This is a genomic window from Streptomyces sp. NEAU-YJ-81 (assembly GCF_017592595.1).
GTDB classification, from domain to species: Bacteria; Actinomycetota; Actinomycetes; order Streptomycetales; family Streptomycetaceae; genus Streptomyces; species Streptomyces hygroscopicus_B.
The window spans coordinates 112,930-130,134 of sequence record NZ_JAGFNO010000015.1; the positions used below are offsets into that span (position 1 = coordinate 112,930).

12 protein-coding genes are annotated in these 17,205 nt (G+C 69.2%); 5 read left to right on the top strand and 7 right to left on the bottom strand.

What is annotated here, in order from left to right:
• Nucleotides 1-41: 41 nt before the first annotated feature.
• From speB to J5X86_RS28390, 3 genes are all read right to left on the bottom strand, one after another.
• The gene (gene speB, locus J5X86_RS28380) at nt 42-1,013 is read right to left on the bottom strand and encodes an agmatinase (protein ID WP_203348789.1); all 972 of its coding nucleotides are present in this window, start codon (nt 1,011-1,013) and stop codon (nt 42-44) included.
• Between the two features lie 620 nt (nt 1,014-1,633).
• Nucleotides 1,634-3,925 (bottom strand): FdhF/YdeP family oxidoreductase, encoded by a 2,292-nt coding sequence (locus J5X86_RS28385; protein WP_208519552.1) that lies wholly within the window; start codon nt 3,923-3,925, stop codon nt 1,634-1,636.
• Nucleotides 3,926-3,954: 29 nt separating this feature from the next.
• On the bottom strand, nt 3,955-4,476 hold the full coding sequence (locus J5X86_RS28390; RefSeq protein ID WP_208519553.1) for an SRPBCC family protein: 522 nt from the start codon (nt 4,474-4,476) through the stop codon (nt 3,955-3,957).
• A 164-nt stretch (nt 4,477-4,640) separates the two neighbouring features.
• Here J5X86_RS28390 and J5X86_RS28395 point away from each other — a divergent pair, with 164 nt between their 5' ends.
• On the top strand, nt 4,641-6,014 hold the full coding sequence (locus tag J5X86_RS28395) for an MFS transporter (protein WP_208519554.1): 1,374 nt from the start codon (nt 4,641-4,643) through the stop codon (nt 6,012-6,014).
• Nucleotides 6,015-6,177: 163 nt separating this feature from the next.
• Nucleotides 6,178-8,064 (top strand): LamG-like jellyroll fold domain-containing protein, encoded by a 1,887-nt coding sequence (locus tag J5X86_RS28400; protein WP_208519555.1) that lies wholly within the window; start codon nt 6,178-6,180, stop codon nt 8,062-8,064.
• A 63-nt stretch (nt 8,065-8,127) separates the two neighbouring features.
• Here the strand turns inward: J5X86_RS28400 and J5X86_RS28405 are convergent, their stop codons facing one another.
• From J5X86_RS28405 to J5X86_RS28415, 3 genes are all read right to left on the bottom strand, one after another.
• Nucleotides 8,128-8,397, bottom strand: coding sequence for a hypothetical protein (locus J5X86_RS28405; protein WP_208519556.1), 270 nt, complete (start codon nt 8,395-8,397; stop codon nt 8,128-8,130).
• A 1,214-nt stretch (nt 8,398-9,611) separates the two neighbouring features.
• Nucleotides 9,612-9,974 (bottom strand): DoxX family protein, encoded by a 363-nt coding sequence (locus J5X86_RS28410; RefSeq protein ID WP_208519557.1) that lies wholly within the window; start codon nt 9,972-9,974, stop codon nt 9,612-9,614.
• Complete coding sequence (locus tag J5X86_RS28415) at nt 9,971-10,456, bottom strand: cupin domain-containing protein (RefSeq protein ID WP_208519630.1); 486 nt, start codon at nt 10,454-10,456, stop codon at nt 9,971-9,973. Before J5X86_RS28415 ends, J5X86_RS28410 begins: the two co-directional genes overlap by 4 nt.
• Nucleotides 10,457-10,566: 110 nt before the next feature.
• Between J5X86_RS28415 and J5X86_RS28420 the strand changes: the two genes are divergently transcribed.
• A complete protein-coding gene (locus J5X86_RS28420) occupies nt 10,567-11,418 on the top strand; it encodes a LysR family transcriptional regulator (protein WP_208519558.1) in 852 nt (283 codons plus the stop codon).
• A gap of 47 nt (nt 11,419-11,465) precedes the next feature.
• Here J5X86_RS28420 and J5X86_RS28425 read toward each other — a convergent pair whose 3' ends face one another.
• Entirely contained in the window at nt 11,466-13,601 is a 2,136-nt protein-coding gene (locus J5X86_RS28425) for an alpha-galactosidase (RefSeq protein ID WP_208519559.1), read from the bottom strand.
• A gap of 230 nt (nt 13,602-13,831) precedes the next feature.
• On the opposite strand from J5X86_RS28425, the gene J5X86_RS28430 reads away from it, so the two are divergent.
• Nucleotides 13,832-15,043: an ROK family transcriptional regulator gene (locus tag J5X86_RS28430; RefSeq protein ID WP_208519560.1), complete on the top strand. Its 1,212-nt coding sequence runs from the start codon at nt 13,832-13,834 to the stop codon at nt 15,041-15,043.
• A 318-nt stretch (nt 15,044-15,361) separates the two neighbouring features.
• Complete coding sequence (locus J5X86_RS28435; RefSeq protein WP_208519561.1) at nt 15,362-17,191, top strand: CBM35 domain-containing protein; 1,830 nt, start codon at nt 15,362-15,364, stop codon at nt 17,189-17,191.
• Nucleotides 17,192-17,205: the final 14 nt, after the last annotated feature.

Consider the following 17,205-nt stretch of genomic DNA (forward strand, 5'->3'; position numbering starts at 1 on the left):
CTGACGTGGCATCGGCGAAACGTGGGGCGGGTGATGGCGGCCTACGACTGCTCGTTCGCCTCGAGCCAGCGGAAGAAGGCGATCTGCCGGGACATGACGGAGATCAGCTCGTAGGCGGTGTGCGAGGCGGCCACGGAGGTGATCTCGGCGTGGTCGTACGCCGGGGCGACCTCGACCAGGTCGGCGGAGACCAGGTGGCAATCGCTGAGCCCGCGCACGATCTCCAGGAGTTCGCGCGAGGTGAGGCCGCCCGCCTCGGGGGTGCCGGTGCCGGGGGCGTGTGCGGGATCCAGGACGTCTATGTCCACGGATATGTAGAGCGGCCGCTTGCCGATGCGCTCCTTGAGCTGCTGCACCACCTCGTCCACCCCGCGTCGCATCACATCGGCCGAGGTGACGATCCCGAAGCCCAGCTTGGTGTCCTCGTCCAGGTCTTCCTTGCTGTACAGCGAGCCGCGGGTGCCGACGTGTGAGAGCGCGGAGGTGTCCAGGAGGCCCTCCTCGGCCGCGCGGCGGAACGGCGTTCCATGGGTGTACTGGGCGCCGAAGTAGGAGTCCCAGGTGTCCAGGTGCGCGTCGAAGTGCAACAGCGCCACCGGGCCGTGCCGGCGGGCCACCGAGCGCAGGATCGGCAGCGCGATGGTGTGGTCGCCGCCCAGCGTCATCAGCTGCGCGCCCGTGGACAGCAGAGCGTCCGCGCCCTCCTCGATGCTCTCGACGGCCGCGTCGATGTTGTGCGGATTGGCCGTGATGTCACCGGCGTCCGCCACCTGGGCGTAGTGAAACGGGTAGACGTCCTGGGCCGGGTTGTAGGGGCGCAGCTGGCGCGACGCCTCCCGGACGGCGTTCGAGCCGAAGCGGGCGCCCGGCCGGTAGGAGACCCCCGCGTCGAACGGCACCCCGACCACGGCGATATCCGTGGTGCCGACCTGGTCCAGACGTGGGACACGGCCGAAGGTCGCCGGGCCCGTGAAGTGCAGGGTGGCATCCGTCTCGTGGGGCGGGACGGGCATGGCCATGTCGGGAGGGTTCGCGGTCATGTCGGTGCTGAATCCTTTATCTGTGGGGGGAGGGGGAATGATCTGCGTGGGGGAATGCCGGCCTGGTCGAGGCCGTGTTACGTGAATGATGAAACAGTCCGTTGGTGAACGGGGAAGGGCGCTCACCTGGCTCTACGGCTGTCCTGCGCACATCGCCAGGTGACCCGCTCGGTGCCCAGGGCTTGCGGACGCACGATGAAGCGGTGGTCGTGCGGGACTCCTATGGGGGAAGGAGTCGCGCCTAGGACACGTGGCGGACGGGCCGGGAGCCTGCCATGGGGCCCGGGCGTCTCGGATCCGGGAAACCCGTTCCATGCAACCCCCGGGCAGTGGGTCTTCGGCTCTCTGCCGCGGGGCAGCGGCGCCTGCGACACCCGCTCACTGGGCGCCGTCCCGGCGTTCGCTCACTCGTCACACCCCTGTGTCCCCCGCCTCACGGGCGGCTGCCTCGCGGCACGATGCGGGCAGCCAAGCACACCACCGCTGGCCCTTGCACGTACCTTGGTCATGTCCGATCGTAGAACCGGCAGTTGCAGCCCTCCCACCCGGCCTCCGATGACTGCTCGCGCCGGGCGAACGGGCGGTCGGACGCGTTACCCGTTACGGGCCTCCAGGCGGGCCACGATCCCCTTCGAGGTCGGTTGGTTGCTGATCTCGGCCACGCTGTCGAGCGGCACCAGGACGTTGGTCTCGGGGTAGTACGTGGCGGCGCAGCCGCGTGCGGTCGGATACGGGACCACCTCGAAGTCCTCCGCACGGCGCTCCACCTCGTCGGTCCACACGCCCACGAGGTCCACGAACTGCCCCTCGAACAGGCCGAGTTCGGCCATATCCGCCGGATTGACCAGTACCACCCTGCGCCGTCCGTGGATGCCCCGGTAGCGGTCGTTGTCCGTGTAGGGAATGGTGTTCCACTGGTCGTGGGAGCGCAGGGTCTGCAGCAGCAGATGCCCCTCGGGGGCCCGCAGCATGTCCCAGGCGTTGCGGGTGAACAGGGCCTTGCCGGCGGGGGTGGCGAAAACCCCCTCGTTGACCGGATTGGGCAGCCTGATGCCACTGGGGCGGGCCACCCGCCGGTTGAAGTCGTGGAACCCCGGAACGACGTGGGCGATGCGGTGGCGGATCGCCCCGTAGTCGGCCTCGAACTCATCCCAGGGGATGCCGGCCTTGTCGCCGAGGGTGTGGCGGGCGAGCCGGCACAGGATGGCCACCTCGCTGAGCAGCAGCGTGGAGGCCGGTTTCAGGCGCCCATAGGAGGTGTGCACCTCGCTCATCGAGTTCTCCACGGTGACGAACTGCTCGCCACCGGACTGGGTGTCCCGTTCGGTGCGGCCCAGGGTCGGCAGGATGAGCGCGGTCCGGCCGCAGACCGTATGGGACCTGTTGAGCTTGGTGGAGATATGAACGGTGAGACGGCAGCGCCGCATGGCCTCCTCGGTGACCGCACTGTCCGGAGCGGCCCGGACGAAGTTGCCCGCGAGCGAGAGGAAGACCTTGATACGGCCCTCGCGCATGGCCCTGATCGAGTTCACCGAGTCCAGCCCGTGGGCGCGAGGCGGATCGAAGCCGAATTCGCGCTGCAGCGCGTCCAGGAAGGAGTCCGGCATCTGCTCCCAGATGCCCATCGTGCGGTCGCCCTGCACATTGCTGTGCCCGCGCACCGGGCAGGCCCCGGCTCCGGCCCTGCCGAGGTTTCCGCGCAGCATCAGGAAGTTCACGATCTCCCTGATGGTGGGGACACCGTGCCGCTGCTGTGTCACTCCCATGGCCCAGCAGACGATGATGCGCTTGCTGCCCAGGACGGCGTCCCGGACCTGCTCGATCTCCTGGAGGGTCAGCCCGGTCGCGGTCAGGATGTCGTCCCAGGCGATGGTGCGGACGTGCTGGGAGAACTCCTGGAACCCGCTGGTGCTGGAGCGGATGAAATCGTGGTCGAGTACGGTGCCCGGCCGGGCGTCCTCCGCCTCCAGCAGCAGCCGGTTCAGGCCCTGGAACAGCGCGAGGTCGCCGCCGCTGCGGATGTGGAGGAACCGATCGGCGATGCGGGTACCGGGTCCGATCACCCCGCGGGCCCGCTGCGGGTTCTTGAACCGCAGCAGTCCGGCCTCCGGCAGCGTGTTCACCGCGATGATGTGGCCACCGTTGATCTTCGCCTGCTCCAGCGCGGAGAGCTGTCGCGGATGGTTGGTTCCGGGATTCTGGCCCACCAGGAAGATCAGGTCGGCCTGATGCAGATCGTCCAGACTCACCGTGCCCTTCCCCGTGCCCAGCGTCTCGTGCAGTGCGAAGCCGCTGGACTCATGGCACATATTGCTGCAGTCCGGCAGGTTGTTGGTGCCGAAGGCCCTGGCGAAGAGCTGCAGTACGAAGGCGGCCTCGTTGCTGGCCCGCCCCGAGGTGTAGAAGACCGCCTCATCGGGGGAGTCCAGCGATGTCAGCTCCGCGGAGATCAGCTTCAGGGCCTCATGCCAGCTGATCGGCTCGTAGTGGTCCGAGTCCGGCCGCTTGACCATCGGTCCGGTGAGCCGGCCCTGCTGGTTCAGCCACAGGTCGGATTGGCGGCCGAGCTCTGAGACCGCGTGCGTACGGAAGAAGTCGGCGGTGACGCGCCGCGCCGTCGCCTCGTCGTTGATGTGCTTGGCGCCGTTCTCGCAGTATTCGTTGCGGTGCCGGTGGCCGGGGTCGGGGTCGGCCCAGGCGCAGCCGGGACAGTCGATACCCGCCACCTGGTTCATGGTCAGCAGCGTCGTCGCGGTGCGCCGGACCGTCGTCTCCTCCAGGGAGTACTCCAGCGCATGGGTCACCGCGGGCACTCCCGCCGCCCATTTCTTGGGCGGCGTGGTGGAGAGTCGCTCATCCGGCTCGTGTCTCGGCGCCTTCTTCATCAGGTGTGTCTCGCTCTCTTGGACGAGGGTCAGCCCACGGGCCAGCGAGCAACCCGGCTTCTTGGCGGTTCCGGTTCCGTCGGCTGTACGTGTCCGTTGTGGATGGACCCCCGCCAGGCCCCGCTCTCCTGGCCCAGGCCCTCGATGAACTCCTTGAAGTGCCCGAGTTCCCTTTGGACCACACGGCGCGTGAGCCCGGAGGAGGCGTTCGTGAGGAGGGACGCGACTCTGCCCGGAGTGCTCTCTATGCGCACGGTGACCTGGGTGCGGTCCGGTGCCGTGGGGCGGAACGACGCCTCACCCCAGTGGGAGGGGCGGCGCTGAAGGCAACGCCACATCACGGAGGAGTCCGGCCGCTGGTGCACGATCTCCGTCTGGAACGCGCAGAGCACCGGGCCGCACCGGATGAACCAGTGGGTGATCGCGGGTCTGATCTGCTCGACCCGCTTCACCGTGGACATGAACCGCGGAAAGCTCTTGAACTGGGTCCATTGGTTGTAGGCAGTGCGTACCGGGACCGCGACCTCGATCGTCTCTTCGATGGTGTTCATGGCCCACCTGTCTCCAGATCTGCCCTCAGTGTCACCGCCCGACCAGCAGGTCGCCAGATGGATCTTCCTCCTACGTGAATGACAATCTACAGTCAACCTATTGTTTGACTGCATGAATTCATGCATGCTGGCGCCGTCCGAATGTGAACGGTCGGGAGGCAGGCGTGGCAGTGCACACGGAGGCGGCGGACGCGCGGACGGCAGGGGACCGGGATGCGGCGCCTGTGCCGGGCGCCGCCTCGAAGGAGCCGCTCACCGGCTTCCACATTCGGGTGACGGCCACCACCTTCGGGGCGAACTTCTCCGACGGCTACGCGCTCGGCGTCATCGGCGCGGTGCTGCCCGCGCTCGGCACCGGCATGCACCTGTCCGGCGTCTGGCAGGGCCTGCTCGGCGCCTCCGCCCTGATCGGCCTGTTCTTCGGCAGCATCCTGCTGGGGCGGGTGGCCGATGTGATCGGGCGCCAGAAGCTGTACCTCTACAACTTCGTACTGATCGCGGTCGCCTCCGCCGCCCAGTTCTGGGCACACAGCCCGCTGGTCCTCTTCCTGCTCCGGCTGGCGATCGGCTTCGGACTGGGCGCGGACTACGCCGTCGGCCCGACCCTGCTCTCCGAGTTCGTCCCCAGCCGGCTGCGCGGCGTCCTCCTGGGCTCACTCACCGTGCTGTGGACCGTCGGCTACGTACTGGCCAACGTCCTGGGCACCTACATCCCGATCAACGGCACCACCGCGTACTGGCTGCTGGCCAGCGGAGCGGTGCCCGCCCTGCTGGTGCTGCTGCTACGGATCGGTATCCCGGAATCCCCGAGCTGGCTGGCCGCCCGCGGCCGGGACGCCGAGGCCGCGCGGATCCGCCGCACCTACCTGGGGCAGTCCGAGGCCACCACCGCCGACGCGGAGGCCGCGGCCGCCGACCAGCCGCCCGCCGCCCGGTACCGCGAGCTCTTCGCCCCCGGCCAGGCGACCAAGACCTGGTTCGGCGTCATCTTCTACAGCGCCCAGGTGCTGCCCTACTTCGCCATCTACACCTTCATGCCGCAGATCCTGGCCACCTTGCAGATCTCCGGCGCCGACACCCAGAACCTGGTGCTCAACCTGGCCCTGCTGCTCGGCGGCGTGATCGGGCTGTGGCCGGTGCAGCGCCTGGGCCGCAGGCCGTTCACCATCGGCACCTTCGCGATCCTCACGCTCTGTCTGGCGGCGATGGCCGTCCTCAGCGGCGCCTCCAGCGGGGCACTGATGGTCCCCTTCCTGATCTACACCTTCGTCATGGCCGGTGCCTCCACCATCACCCAGGTCTATCCGGCCGAGCTCTTCCCCACCGCGCTGCGCGGCTCCGGGGTGGGCTTCCTCAACGGCACCAGCAGGGTCGCTTCCGCCATCGGCACCTTCGTCCTGCCGGTCAGCCTGAGCCACTTCGGCGCGGGGTGGTCGATGGGCTGGATGGCGCTGGTGCTGCTGTTCGGAACGGTGGTCAGCCTGGGATGGGCGCCGGAGACCCGTGACACCCTCACCGCCGAGGACCTGCACCACTGACGCCCGCGACGGGCAGCCGCTCGGCGCTGCCCGGCCCCACACACGGAGGGGAGGCCATTCATGTGCTCTTCCCCGTCCGTTGCCGGACATCTTCCTGTGTTTGCACTCATGGGCCTCATAACGTGCGCTCGATCCCCTCCGTCCCACCGTGTGGAGCAAGCGCATGTGCAGCCCCCATCAGACCCATGAGCAGCAGCCCGGAACCCGCCGCCGTACCTTTCTGCGCACCACCGGACTCGCGGGCGCGGGCGTGGCCATGACCGGGCTGGAGGTGGCGCCGCCCGCCGCTGCCGCACCGGCATCCGGCGCCGCGGGCGCACCCGCCTGGCACCCCGACCCCGAAAGCCCCAGATTCACCCTCGCCGTCATGCCGGACACCCAGTACCTCTTCGACGGCGAGAGCATCCACCCGGCGCCGGTGGAGGCGTCCTTCCGCTATCTCCTCAGCCACGCACGTGAGGAGAACATCGTCTTCCTGTCCCACCTCGGCGACCTCACCGAGCATGGGAAGGTCACCGAATTCGGGCCGATCGGCCGGGCGTTCCGCCTCCTGGACGAGCGGGGCGCCGCCTACAGCGTGGTGGCCGGAAATCACGACCTCGACTCGTCCACCGACGATCAGCGGGGCCGCACGCCCTACCTGGACGCCTTCGGCCCCCGGCGGTTCCGCTCCTCGCCCTCGTTCCGCGGCGCCAGCCCGGACGGCTACAACACGTACCACACCTTCTCCGCCGCGGGCCGGGAATGGCTGGTGCTCGCCCTGGACTGGCGCCCTTCCGCGAAGGGCATCGCCTGGGCCCGGGAGGTCATCGCGAACCACCCCAGGACTCCGGTCATCCTCACCACCCATGAGCTGGTCTACGCGGACCACGAGGGCGAGGAGGCGAGCTTCTCCGACCATGGGCAGTGGCTGTGGGACGAACTGATCGCCGACCACGACCAGATATTCCTGACCCTCAACGGCCACTACTGGCCGCCGGCCCGCACCATCCGCGAGAACACCGTGGGCCACGACGTCCATCTGCACATCACCAACTACCAGGACCGCTATTACGGCGGCGCCGGGATGATCCGCCTCTACCAGTTCGACCTCGCCCGCCACACCATCGACGTCCGGACGCTCTCCCCGTGGATCCTGGACCGCGCCGATGACCACCTCAACGAGCTGGAGCGGGGCGAGATCGAACGCACCGGTCCCCAGGACTACTTCAGCATCCCGATCGACTTCGAGCAGCGCTTCGCCGGGTTCGCCCCCGTCGCACCGCGTCCGGCCCGGCCCGCCTCCCGGCTGGTGATCCCCGGCACGGTGGCCTACTGGCGGTTCGACCAGGGCGGCCGGGACGGCGCGCCCGTCGAGGACGCCGTCCGGATCACCGATCACTCGGGGCGTGGCAACCACCTCACCAAGGTCACCGTCCCCGGCAGCCCCGCCGACGCCCTCACCTGGTCCGATGACCACCACCCGGACCAGCCGGGACACGGCAGCCTGGTCTTCCACGGCGACAAGTCCCCTCTGCGCGGCGCCTATCTGCGGACCGCCGACGGCGCCCCGTTGAACGGCGCCTCCTTCCGCTCCGGTTACACCGTCGAGGCGTTCCTCAAAATGCCCGCCGACTGGGACAGCGGACGCAACGCCTGGTCCGCGCTGCTCAGTCGGCGGGGCCGCAGCGGCGACGCCGGAAAGACCGGCGGTGACATGGAGGAGCCGGTGGTCACCCTCTCGCTGTCCGACGGCCATGCGCTCCAGTGGGCCGTCTATCCGCTGAACCAGGACGGCGCGGTCACCAACTGGAGCCATGAGCTGCCGCTGAACACCTGGTGGCATGCGGCGGTGGTGAACGACGGACGACACACCACGCTGTATATGAACGGCTGCCCGGTGGCGCGCAATCCCTCGACTCCGGCGACCGGCCTCACCACTCTCGGGCTGCCCTGGCTGCTGGGCGGCTATGAGTACGGCGGGAAGATCGACCAGATCATGCATGGCTGGATCGGCGACGTGCGCGTCGTGGACCGGGCACTTCCGGTGCGCGACTTCATGTCCTCCTGACCGAGGGCTCCGGGGGCTCCAGCGGCCCTTCTGGGCCTCCTGGGGTCCCCCGGAGCCCCGGGCTCAGTGCGTCAGCGTGTACCAGCCGGCGCTGCCCAGCGTGAGGCACATGGCCCCGGCCCACCGCAGCGCTTTGGGCGAGACGAGGAGGGCGAACCTGACGTGTTCGTCGACGTTGACCTCAAGGCGTCGCTGATGTCGGCGGCTTCGGTCGGGTGCGGAAGGGGTGTCGTGGTCTCCACCGTTGGCCAGGTGCTGGTCGGCCGCGACAGGAGGATGGCTCTCATCGCGGCCGTCACCGGTTCCACCGGGGCCGAGATGTGCTTCGGCCATGCAGGTATCTCCTTAGTCTTCGGGGCCCGCGGTGACGTGCCGGGGCCTGTCTGGTGAGGGATTGACGAGGTGTCCGGCTCCAACTGCCAGGAAGGGTGGAACACCACGTCGGGAAGTACGCCTGTGCGTCGACAGGTGTCGTGTAGTTAACGCAGCCACGTCCCCATACGCAACTAAACCCGCAGTAACCGCTGACCAAGCGTCAGCCAGGATCTGTCGGAGGGAGGCACTACAATCGCGCTTCGCGCAGCGGACATTGAGTGGCTTATCTCCTATTGCCGACCATAGTGACTAAACTTACCGGCGGGTATTTCGCAAGTTTGCGATAGGGAGCGCGCGTAAATTCACTTAACGCGCCAGTTGAGCTCCTGCCGGTATGGCCAACGCCACACTCCAGTCGGCGACGAAGCACCCAAAGCCGGACCTACCACGCATCACCGGGGAGTCTTCGCGTAAGCCCTGCGCCCGGTGTGCGAACGAGGCGGATACGGCGGGGCTTTCAGGCCACGAGGCCGACCGGCCGTCCTATTCGCGTCTTGGTTCGAGGCGGTACGGGCGGTCTGTCTGATGTCCGCTCATTGCCACTCGGTTTGGCAGTTTTCTGCAGGTCGGCTAAGTGATTGCCCGGGCGGACTATCCATGCCGGACGCAATGATGAGATCGCGAATGCAAATTGAGTGCGAACGGCGTGGATGAAGCGATGAACAAAGACTGCCATGGCCGGAAACCGCCGCCCCTCCCTTCCTGGCAGTTGGAGCAGGGGCGGCGGCCCTCACCAGACGTGGAGAACCACGCCTGCTCTACTTCATCGTTGACCGCGCGGATCTGCGGGCAGCGTCGCTGTTCCGGCCTCCGCCCAGTCAACGACCGGATCGAGGATAGTGTTTTTCTGTAGGGTTCGGACGCACGACGAGGGTGAAATTTGTGTTATTCGCACCACTGTTCCGGCTGTTCAGAAATATGAAAATCTCCGACCGAAGGCCCCGATCTCTCGGGGCGTTCTGATAGCGGAACCTCCGATCCTGCCGGTACAACGAGGTGTCCCATGGTGAGGATGTGGGCGGTTTGCGCCATGGCTCCGATGTGACATGGGGCAGCCGTTGTCCGAAAGCTCGGCAGTACGGGCCGCCGTCCAATACCCCGGCCCAATTGCGGCGCGGCGGCGTTACGCGAACGCCGCGGTACGGCCCATCGTTCGCCGACCTTGTCCGGGCTCACAGCCATGCCGTCGCCGGCCAGATGGTCACGGCCGCGGCGAGAACGAGCGTGATGTTGAGAGCGATCTGGCGGTCTCCGCGGCTCAGATGGACCCTGGTCGCCCCGATCTGGAGGACCACGAACCCGATGGCCGCGGCCAGGGCCAGCCAGGGCGCGATGCCGGTCAGCGGCGGGAGGATCAGCCCGATCGCGCCGAGCACCTCGATCACCCCGATGGCCCTGACGGCCGGCATCGGCGTCGTGTCCACCCAGGCCATCATCGGCCGGAGCCGCTCACGGCTGCGGACCACTTTCACCCCGCCCCCGTAGAGGTAGAAGAGAGCGAGCAGACCGGCGACGATCCAATAGGCGACGTTCACGATGCCGACTCCGTCTTCCGGGCGAAGTCGGTGGCGGGCTCGGTGGCGTAACGGCGCATCACCTGGATGTTCGCCTGCGGGGTCAGCGCCTGGCCGCCGGCGATCATGTCCCGCAGGTCCCGGAAGTACCGCACATACAGGTCTGGTGTGAACGTGCTGAGCATGACGGCCGGTTGGCCGGTCATGTTGGCAAAGGTGTGCGGGGCGCCGGGCGGGACCATCACGAGCGTGCCCGCGGTCGCGTCGTAGTCCTGTTCTCCGACCGTGAACCGCACCGTGCCGGAGATGACGTAGAAACCCTCGTCGTGCTCGGCGTGGCGGTGCTGCGGCGGTCCGGGGGTGTGTGGCGCGAGGACGGATTCGGCGATCCCGAGGCGGTGCCCGGTGTTACGGCCGTCTTCGAGGATGCGCAGTCGCGTGGTGCCCAGGACGATCATCTCGCCGTCGCCCGGGCCGACCACCGACACGGCGGGGCCGGCCATCGGCTCGCTGGTCTTCGGTTCATCAGTCACACGTCGATTCCAGTGCCCGGGCACGGCGACTGTCCAAGACCCATGCTGTGGAGTCGATACCGCATGGGTATCGTTCCACCATGGAGCTACGGACACTGCGCTATTTCGTGGCGGTCGCCGAGGAACTCCACTTCGGCCGGGCGGCCATCCGACTGCATATGAGCCAGCCGCCACTGAGTCGGGCGATCAAGCAGTTGGAGGCCGAGCTCGGTGCCGCGCTGCTTCGCCGATCGTCCGCCGGTGTCGCGCTCACTCCGGTGGGGGCGGTGCTGCTGGATGAGGCGCGCGCCCTGCTCGACCAGGCCGACCGGGTACGCGTACGCGTGGCCGCCGCGGCCGGCGCCGCCACCCTCACCGTGGGCCTCCTGGGCGACAGCGCCGACCCGGGCGCGGCCCGGCTGGCCGGCGCCTACTCCCGGCGGCACCCGGGCGTCGAGGTCCACATCCGCGAGACCGACCTGACCGATCCGACCTGCGGGCTGCACGCCGGACTGGTCGACATCGCCCTGACCCGCGGGCCGTTCGACGAGACCGGCCTGACCGTGCACGAGTTGCGCACCGACCCGGTGGGCGCGCTGCTGCGCAGCGACGATCCGCTGGCCCGCCACGACAGCCTGAAACTGGCCGACCTCGCCGACCGCCGCTGGTTCCGGTTCCCGGCGGGCACCGACCCGCTCTGGCAGGCGTACTGGAACGGCGGGGAACCCCGCGTGGGCCCGGTGGTGCGCGCCGTCCAGGAATGCGTGCAGGCCGTTCTGTGGAACGGCACGGTCGGCATGACCCTCGTGGACCATGAACCGGCGGCGGGGCTCGCCGTGGTGCCGCTGATCGACATGCCCCCGAGCCGGGTGGTGGCGGCGTGGAACGAGGACGACACGAACCCACTGATCCGCTCCTTCGTCCAGATCGCCATCGCGGCCTACCGCGACTGAGCCCCCGGCGGGTCACCGACTACGGCCAGTGCGCCACGCGAGCGGTGTCAGCCATCGTCGTGCTCCATCCTGACCAGGTGCACGGCTGTGCTGGCCCAGTCGCCGGGCCGGAGGTCCGGGTGGAATCCGTACTCGGCGAGCACGGTGGCATGGTGCACCTCATCGGTGCGGGTGTCGCGGTAGCGGGCGCCGGGGGTGAGCCCGCGCAGCCGTACCGGCAGCCGTGGGACACCGTGGCGCGGGCCGCGCTGCCAGGCCAGTACCAGGGTCTCGGTGGCGTCCTCGGCGGCGTACTGCACCACGGTCGGCAGCTCGCCGTGCGGCCCGGACAGCCGGTACAGGGCGCCGTGCTGGACGAGGTGGCGCACCCGCTTGTATTCGGCCACCAGCTCGGCACCCTCGGCGAGTTCCGCCTCGGACCAGCGGGTCAGATCGCCGCCGATGCCCAGCAGCCCGCACATGGCCACGTGGAAGCGGAACCGCAACCGCACGGTGCGGGAGGTGAGTTGATGGGGTACGTCGGTCACCCACGCGGACATCGTGCGCGCCGGGTGGAGCTGACCGAAGCCGTGCTGGATGACCAGGCGGTCGACGGCGTCGGTGTTGTCCGACACCCACGCCTGGTCGGTGCGGGTGAGGATGCCGAGGTCGACGCGTCCGCCACCGCCGCTGCACGTCTCGATGCGCAGCCCGGCATGGTCGGCCCGCAGCCGGTCGAGGACGCCGTACAGGTTGGCCACGTAGCCCGTCCACAGTCGGTCGTTGCCGTCCGGGGGGCCGGGCCAGCCGGCCTCGCTGAAGGCGCGGTTCATGTCCCACTTGAGGAAGTCGATGCCGTGGTCCGCGACCAGCCGGGTCAGCCAGCCGTACGCCCAGTCGGCGACGTCGTCGCGGGCGAAGTTCAGTACGAGCTGGTTGCGCAGCTCGCTGCGGGCCCGGCCGGGGGTGTGCAGGACCCAGTCGGGGTGCGCGCGGTACAGGTCGCTGTCGGGGTTGACCATCTCCGGCTCCACCCAGATGCCGAAGCGCATGCCCAGGCGGTGCACCGTGTCGGCCAGGGGGCCGAGGCCCTCGGGGAAGCGGTCCTGGGCGGGGGTCCAGTCGCCGAGCCCCGCGTGGTCGCTGCGCCGGGCCCCGAACCAGCCGTCGTCGACGACGTACAACTCCACGCCCAGCGCGGCGGCCCGCTCGGCCAGCGCCTTCTGGTTCGCCTCGTCCACGTCGAAGCCGGTGGCCTCCCAGGAGTTGTAGAGCAGGGGCGCCACCTCATGCCCGTGCGGCAGGACGTGGTGCAGCGTGTACGCGTGCCAGGCCCGGCTCGCCGCGCCGAACCCGCCGTCCGTGAACAGTCCGGCGAACACGGGGGTGATGAATTCCTCGCCCGGTGCGAGCGGCACGCAGGTGCCCTCGTGGCCGACGCCGCCGGAGAACCCGGCGCGTCCGTCCGGTGTGCGCTGGACGGTGATGCGCCAACTCCCGCTCCAGGCCAGGGCCGCGCCGAACACCCGGCCGTGCTCCTCGGCCGCGTCACCCGCGTCCACCATCACCCAGGGAGCGGCGTGGTGGCTGGTGACGCCACGCCGGCTGGTGAGCACGGTCTCGCCGTACGGCAGGTGTTCGCGGCGCAGCTGGCTCTCCGCGGACCACTGGCCGGTGACATGGCTGAGCCGGTAGTCCGCCGTCGCCGGCAGGGACCAGGCCGCCGAGTCGGCCCGCACCAGGCTGAGGTGCTGGTCACCGTCGTTGCTCAGCACCGTCCAGCGCTCGATGACATCCGTGTCCTCCCGCACCCTGTAGTGGAGGGCGACGCGCAGCGGGTAGTGGCGGTCGCGAAATTCCAGCGAGAGTTCGCGGATGCCATCGGACGGCGTGCGGACGCGGTGTCCGGTCGGCTGCCACTCGAAGGCGCGGGAGCCGTCCGCGTAGCGGACCTGGAGGGAGGGCGTGCCGTAGCGGGTGCCGCCGTCGACCGGCAGTTCCTCGCCCACCGCGGGCCGTCCCTCGAAGCTGCTCGCCGCCTCCCCGGCGGGCACGGCCAGCTCCTCCGCCTCCCGCAGCGTCAGCCGCGGCCCCCATGCGAGGTGGCAGGGCGCGCCCGTTTCGTCGATGCGCAGGGCGTACGACGTACGGGGAGTGGTCAGCAGCCAGACCCCGGTGTCCGGGGCACGGGAGATCGTCGGCATCGGGCCTCACGTTCGGGAGACGACGGGGGAGTGGCGGGTGCCGCCCGCGGATGCGGAGCGCTCGGTGCGTGCGATGAGGGTCGCCCCGTAAGCCAACGAGACCTTCGATCACATGTCAACACCCCGTGTGTGGCTGGCTTTGGAGCCGAGATCGAGGCTCACAGGCAATCCTCAGGAGATTCCTGCTTCTTTCATTGACAGCGGAAAATAAGGAGCCTAGGTTCCCGGCCATGTCCTCGCCCCCTGCGGTCGAGTCGTTCCCCGCGAACACGTCGGCCGCCGCGCAGATCTTCACCACGGTCCTGTCCCAGGGCCCTCTCACCCGTATGGAAGTGGCCCGGCGGGCGGGGCTGTCGGCCGCTGCCGTCACCAAGGCGGTCCGCCCCCTGATCGAGGCCGGTTACCTGGTGGAGGACGTGGACGAGGATGCGCGCCCGGCACTCGGGCGGCCCGCGAACCTGGTGCGGGTGGACGGCGGCCGTGCGCTGTTCATCGGGGTCAAGGTGACCGGAGACAAGATCATCGGAGTGCTCACCGACCTGTGCTGCCGGATCCTGGTCGCCCGGCACATCCCCCTCGCCGCCCGGGACCCCAAGGCGGTGCTGGGGTCGGCCACCGAACTCGTACGGGAGCTGCTCATCGAAGCGGACGGCCTCGGCGTGCGCGTCGCGGGTCTGGGCATGGCCGTCTCCGGCGACGTGGACCGTGCCGAGGGCGTTGTGCGCTACTCACCCTTCCTGGAATGGCGCGATGTGCCGCTCGCCGAACTCGTCGCCATGACCACGGGGCTGCCGGTCACCGTCGACAACGACGTGCGCGCGCTGACCGTGGCGGAGCAGTGGTTCGGGGCGGGCGTGGGGCTGTCCGGCTTCGCCGTCGTGACGGTCGGCGCGGGCATCGGCTGCGGCCTCGTGGTCCACGGCAGGGTGGTCGCCGGGGCCCACGGTGTGGCCGGCGAGATCGGCCACGTCGCCGTCGACCCGGCGGGCCCCCGCTGTCACTGCGGCAACCGCGGCTGTGTGGAGGCCATCGCGAGCGACGATGCCATCGTCCGTCAGATGCGCGCGGCCACGGGGGCCCAGGTGGCCGACGCGGTCCAGGCCGCCGGACTGGCCCACGACGGCGTCGCCGGGGCGCGGGAGATCTACGCACGGGCGGGCGACGCCATCGGCCGTGGCATCGCCACCGTGGCCAATCTGCTCGGCCCCGAACGCGTGATCATCTCCGGCGAGGGCCTGGCCGCCTACGACCTGTTCGCCGATCACATCCGTGCCGCCTTCGCCGCGGCGGCCTTCGGCTCCGCGGCGAAGTGCGATGTGCAGACCAGGCCGCTGCCCTTCGACGAATGGGCCCGCGGCGCCGCGGCAACCGCCATCCAGTCCTTCATCAGGTCGGACGCGAACCAGCACATACGAGGAGCAGCCATGACGCAGCCCGCCTGAACAGCACCGAGAAACACCGTGCCCTCCGCGACCCGCTCCCGCTCCCGTCGCGGACGCGGCGACCGCCTCTCCCTCGGGTCGTCATCACCCGCCGCTGATCGTCCCGCCGGTCTTCGTCCGGCTGCCCGCCACCGCCTCGATCGCGCTGTCGTTCCCCGAATGGCCGCGAGCCCCACCACGTCGCCTGCCCAGGCGCCCGTTCATCGGCGCACTCACCGTCGGTTCGGGCAAGGCCGAGCCCTCGCCGCCGTATCCCCGAACCCCGCCACGTCTCCCCGCCGCCCCTTCCCCGTTCCACACCTCCAGGAGGTAGGACCCATGCGGTCATCCTCGTACGCCCTCATGCCCGTACGCGGTCTGAGAACCGTCGTCGTCCTGGCCCTCGCCGCGGGCTTCGCCACCGCCGTCCCGGCGGCGCAGGCACAGCCCGACGACAACAAGGCCACCCCGGCATCTACGGCAGGCCCGGCCACCGTGGCAGCCAAGCCCTATATGGGCTGGACCAGTTGGAGCATGCAGTCATCGAAGTACCCGGGCCTCAACCCGAACGGCGACTACAGCTACCTCACCGAGGCGAACGTCCTCAAGCAGACCGACGCCATGGCCACCAAGCTGAAGAAGTACGGCTACGAGTACGTCAACATCGACGCGGGCTGGTGGCGCAACTACGCGTGGACGCCCGAGTTCGACGAGTACGGCCGGCAGAAGGCCGATCCGGTGCGCTTCCCCAGCGGCATGAAGTCGGTCGCCGACCATATCCACTCCAAGGGTCTCAAGGCCGGTATCTACCTGCCCGTCGGCCTGGAGAAGGAGGCGTACGGCGGGGGCAAGGTGCCGATCTGGAAGGCCGAGGGCTGCACCACGGCCGATATCGTCTACGACGACCTGCGCACCACCAATGGCTGGGACAGCGCGTACAAGATTGATTTCTCCAATCCCTGCGCACAGAAGTACATCGACTCCCAGGCGCGGATGTTCGCAGACTGGGGCTATGACTTCCTCAAGCTCGACGGTGTGGGCCCGGGCTCCTTCAAGAGCGGCGACAACTACAACAACGTCGCCGACGTGGCCGCCTGGCAGAAGGCGATCGCCGCCACCGGCCGCCCGATCCACCTGGAGCTGTCCTGGTCCCTGGACATCGGGCACGCCGCCGACTGGAAGAAGTACTCCAACGGCTGGCGCATCGACACCGACGTCGAGTGCTACTGCAACACGCTCGTCAGCTGGGAAAACTCCGTGGACGACCGTTGGAGTGACGCCCCTGCCTGGACCCGGCACGCCGGTCCCGGCGGCTGGAACGACCTCGACTCCCTCGACGTGGGCAATGGCGAGATGGACGGCCTGACCAAGGCCGAGCGACAGAGCTACGCCACGTTGTGGGCCATCGCCAAGTCGCCGCTGTACACCGGCGACGACCTGACCAGGCTGGACTCCTACGGCCTGTCCCTGCTGACCAACCGCGAGGTCATCGCCGTCAACCAGGGCGGCAACGCGCCCGCGAAGCCGGTCACGCCATCCGACCCACAGCAGGTGTGGGCGGCGAAGAACAGCGACGGCACCTACACGGTCGCCCTGTTCAACCTCGCCGACAAACCGGCCTCGGTGACCGCCGACTGGTCGACGCTCGGCTTCACCGGCAAGGCCGCGGTCCGGGATCTGTGGAACCACGAGAGCCTCGGCAGCCACAAGGACAAGATCACCCAGGCCCTGCCCGCCCACGGCTCCCGCCTCTTCACGGTCACTCCGCGCGGCGACGCGCTCACCTGGACCGGCATCGAGGCCGAGTCGTCCGCGAACACCCTCAGCGGCAACGCCTCCGTCGCCGACTGCCCGGCCTGCTCCGACGGCCACAAGGTCGGCAACCTCTACACCGGCGGCAAGCTGACCCTCAACAACGTGGTCGTCGACAAGGCCGGCACCTACCAGATCAAGGTCGCCTACATCAGCGGTGACGCCCGCTCCGTCGCCGTCTCGGCCAACGGCGGCGGCGCCACGAGCCATGCGTTCCCCTCGACCGGCGACTGGTCCACCGTCAGCAGTGTCCACGTACCGGTGGCGCTCACGGCCGGCTCCAACACCATCACCTTCGACAGCGGTTCCGGCTACGCGCCGGACATCGACCGGATCGACGTGCCGAAGTCCTCCTGAACCCCCGGGGCCCG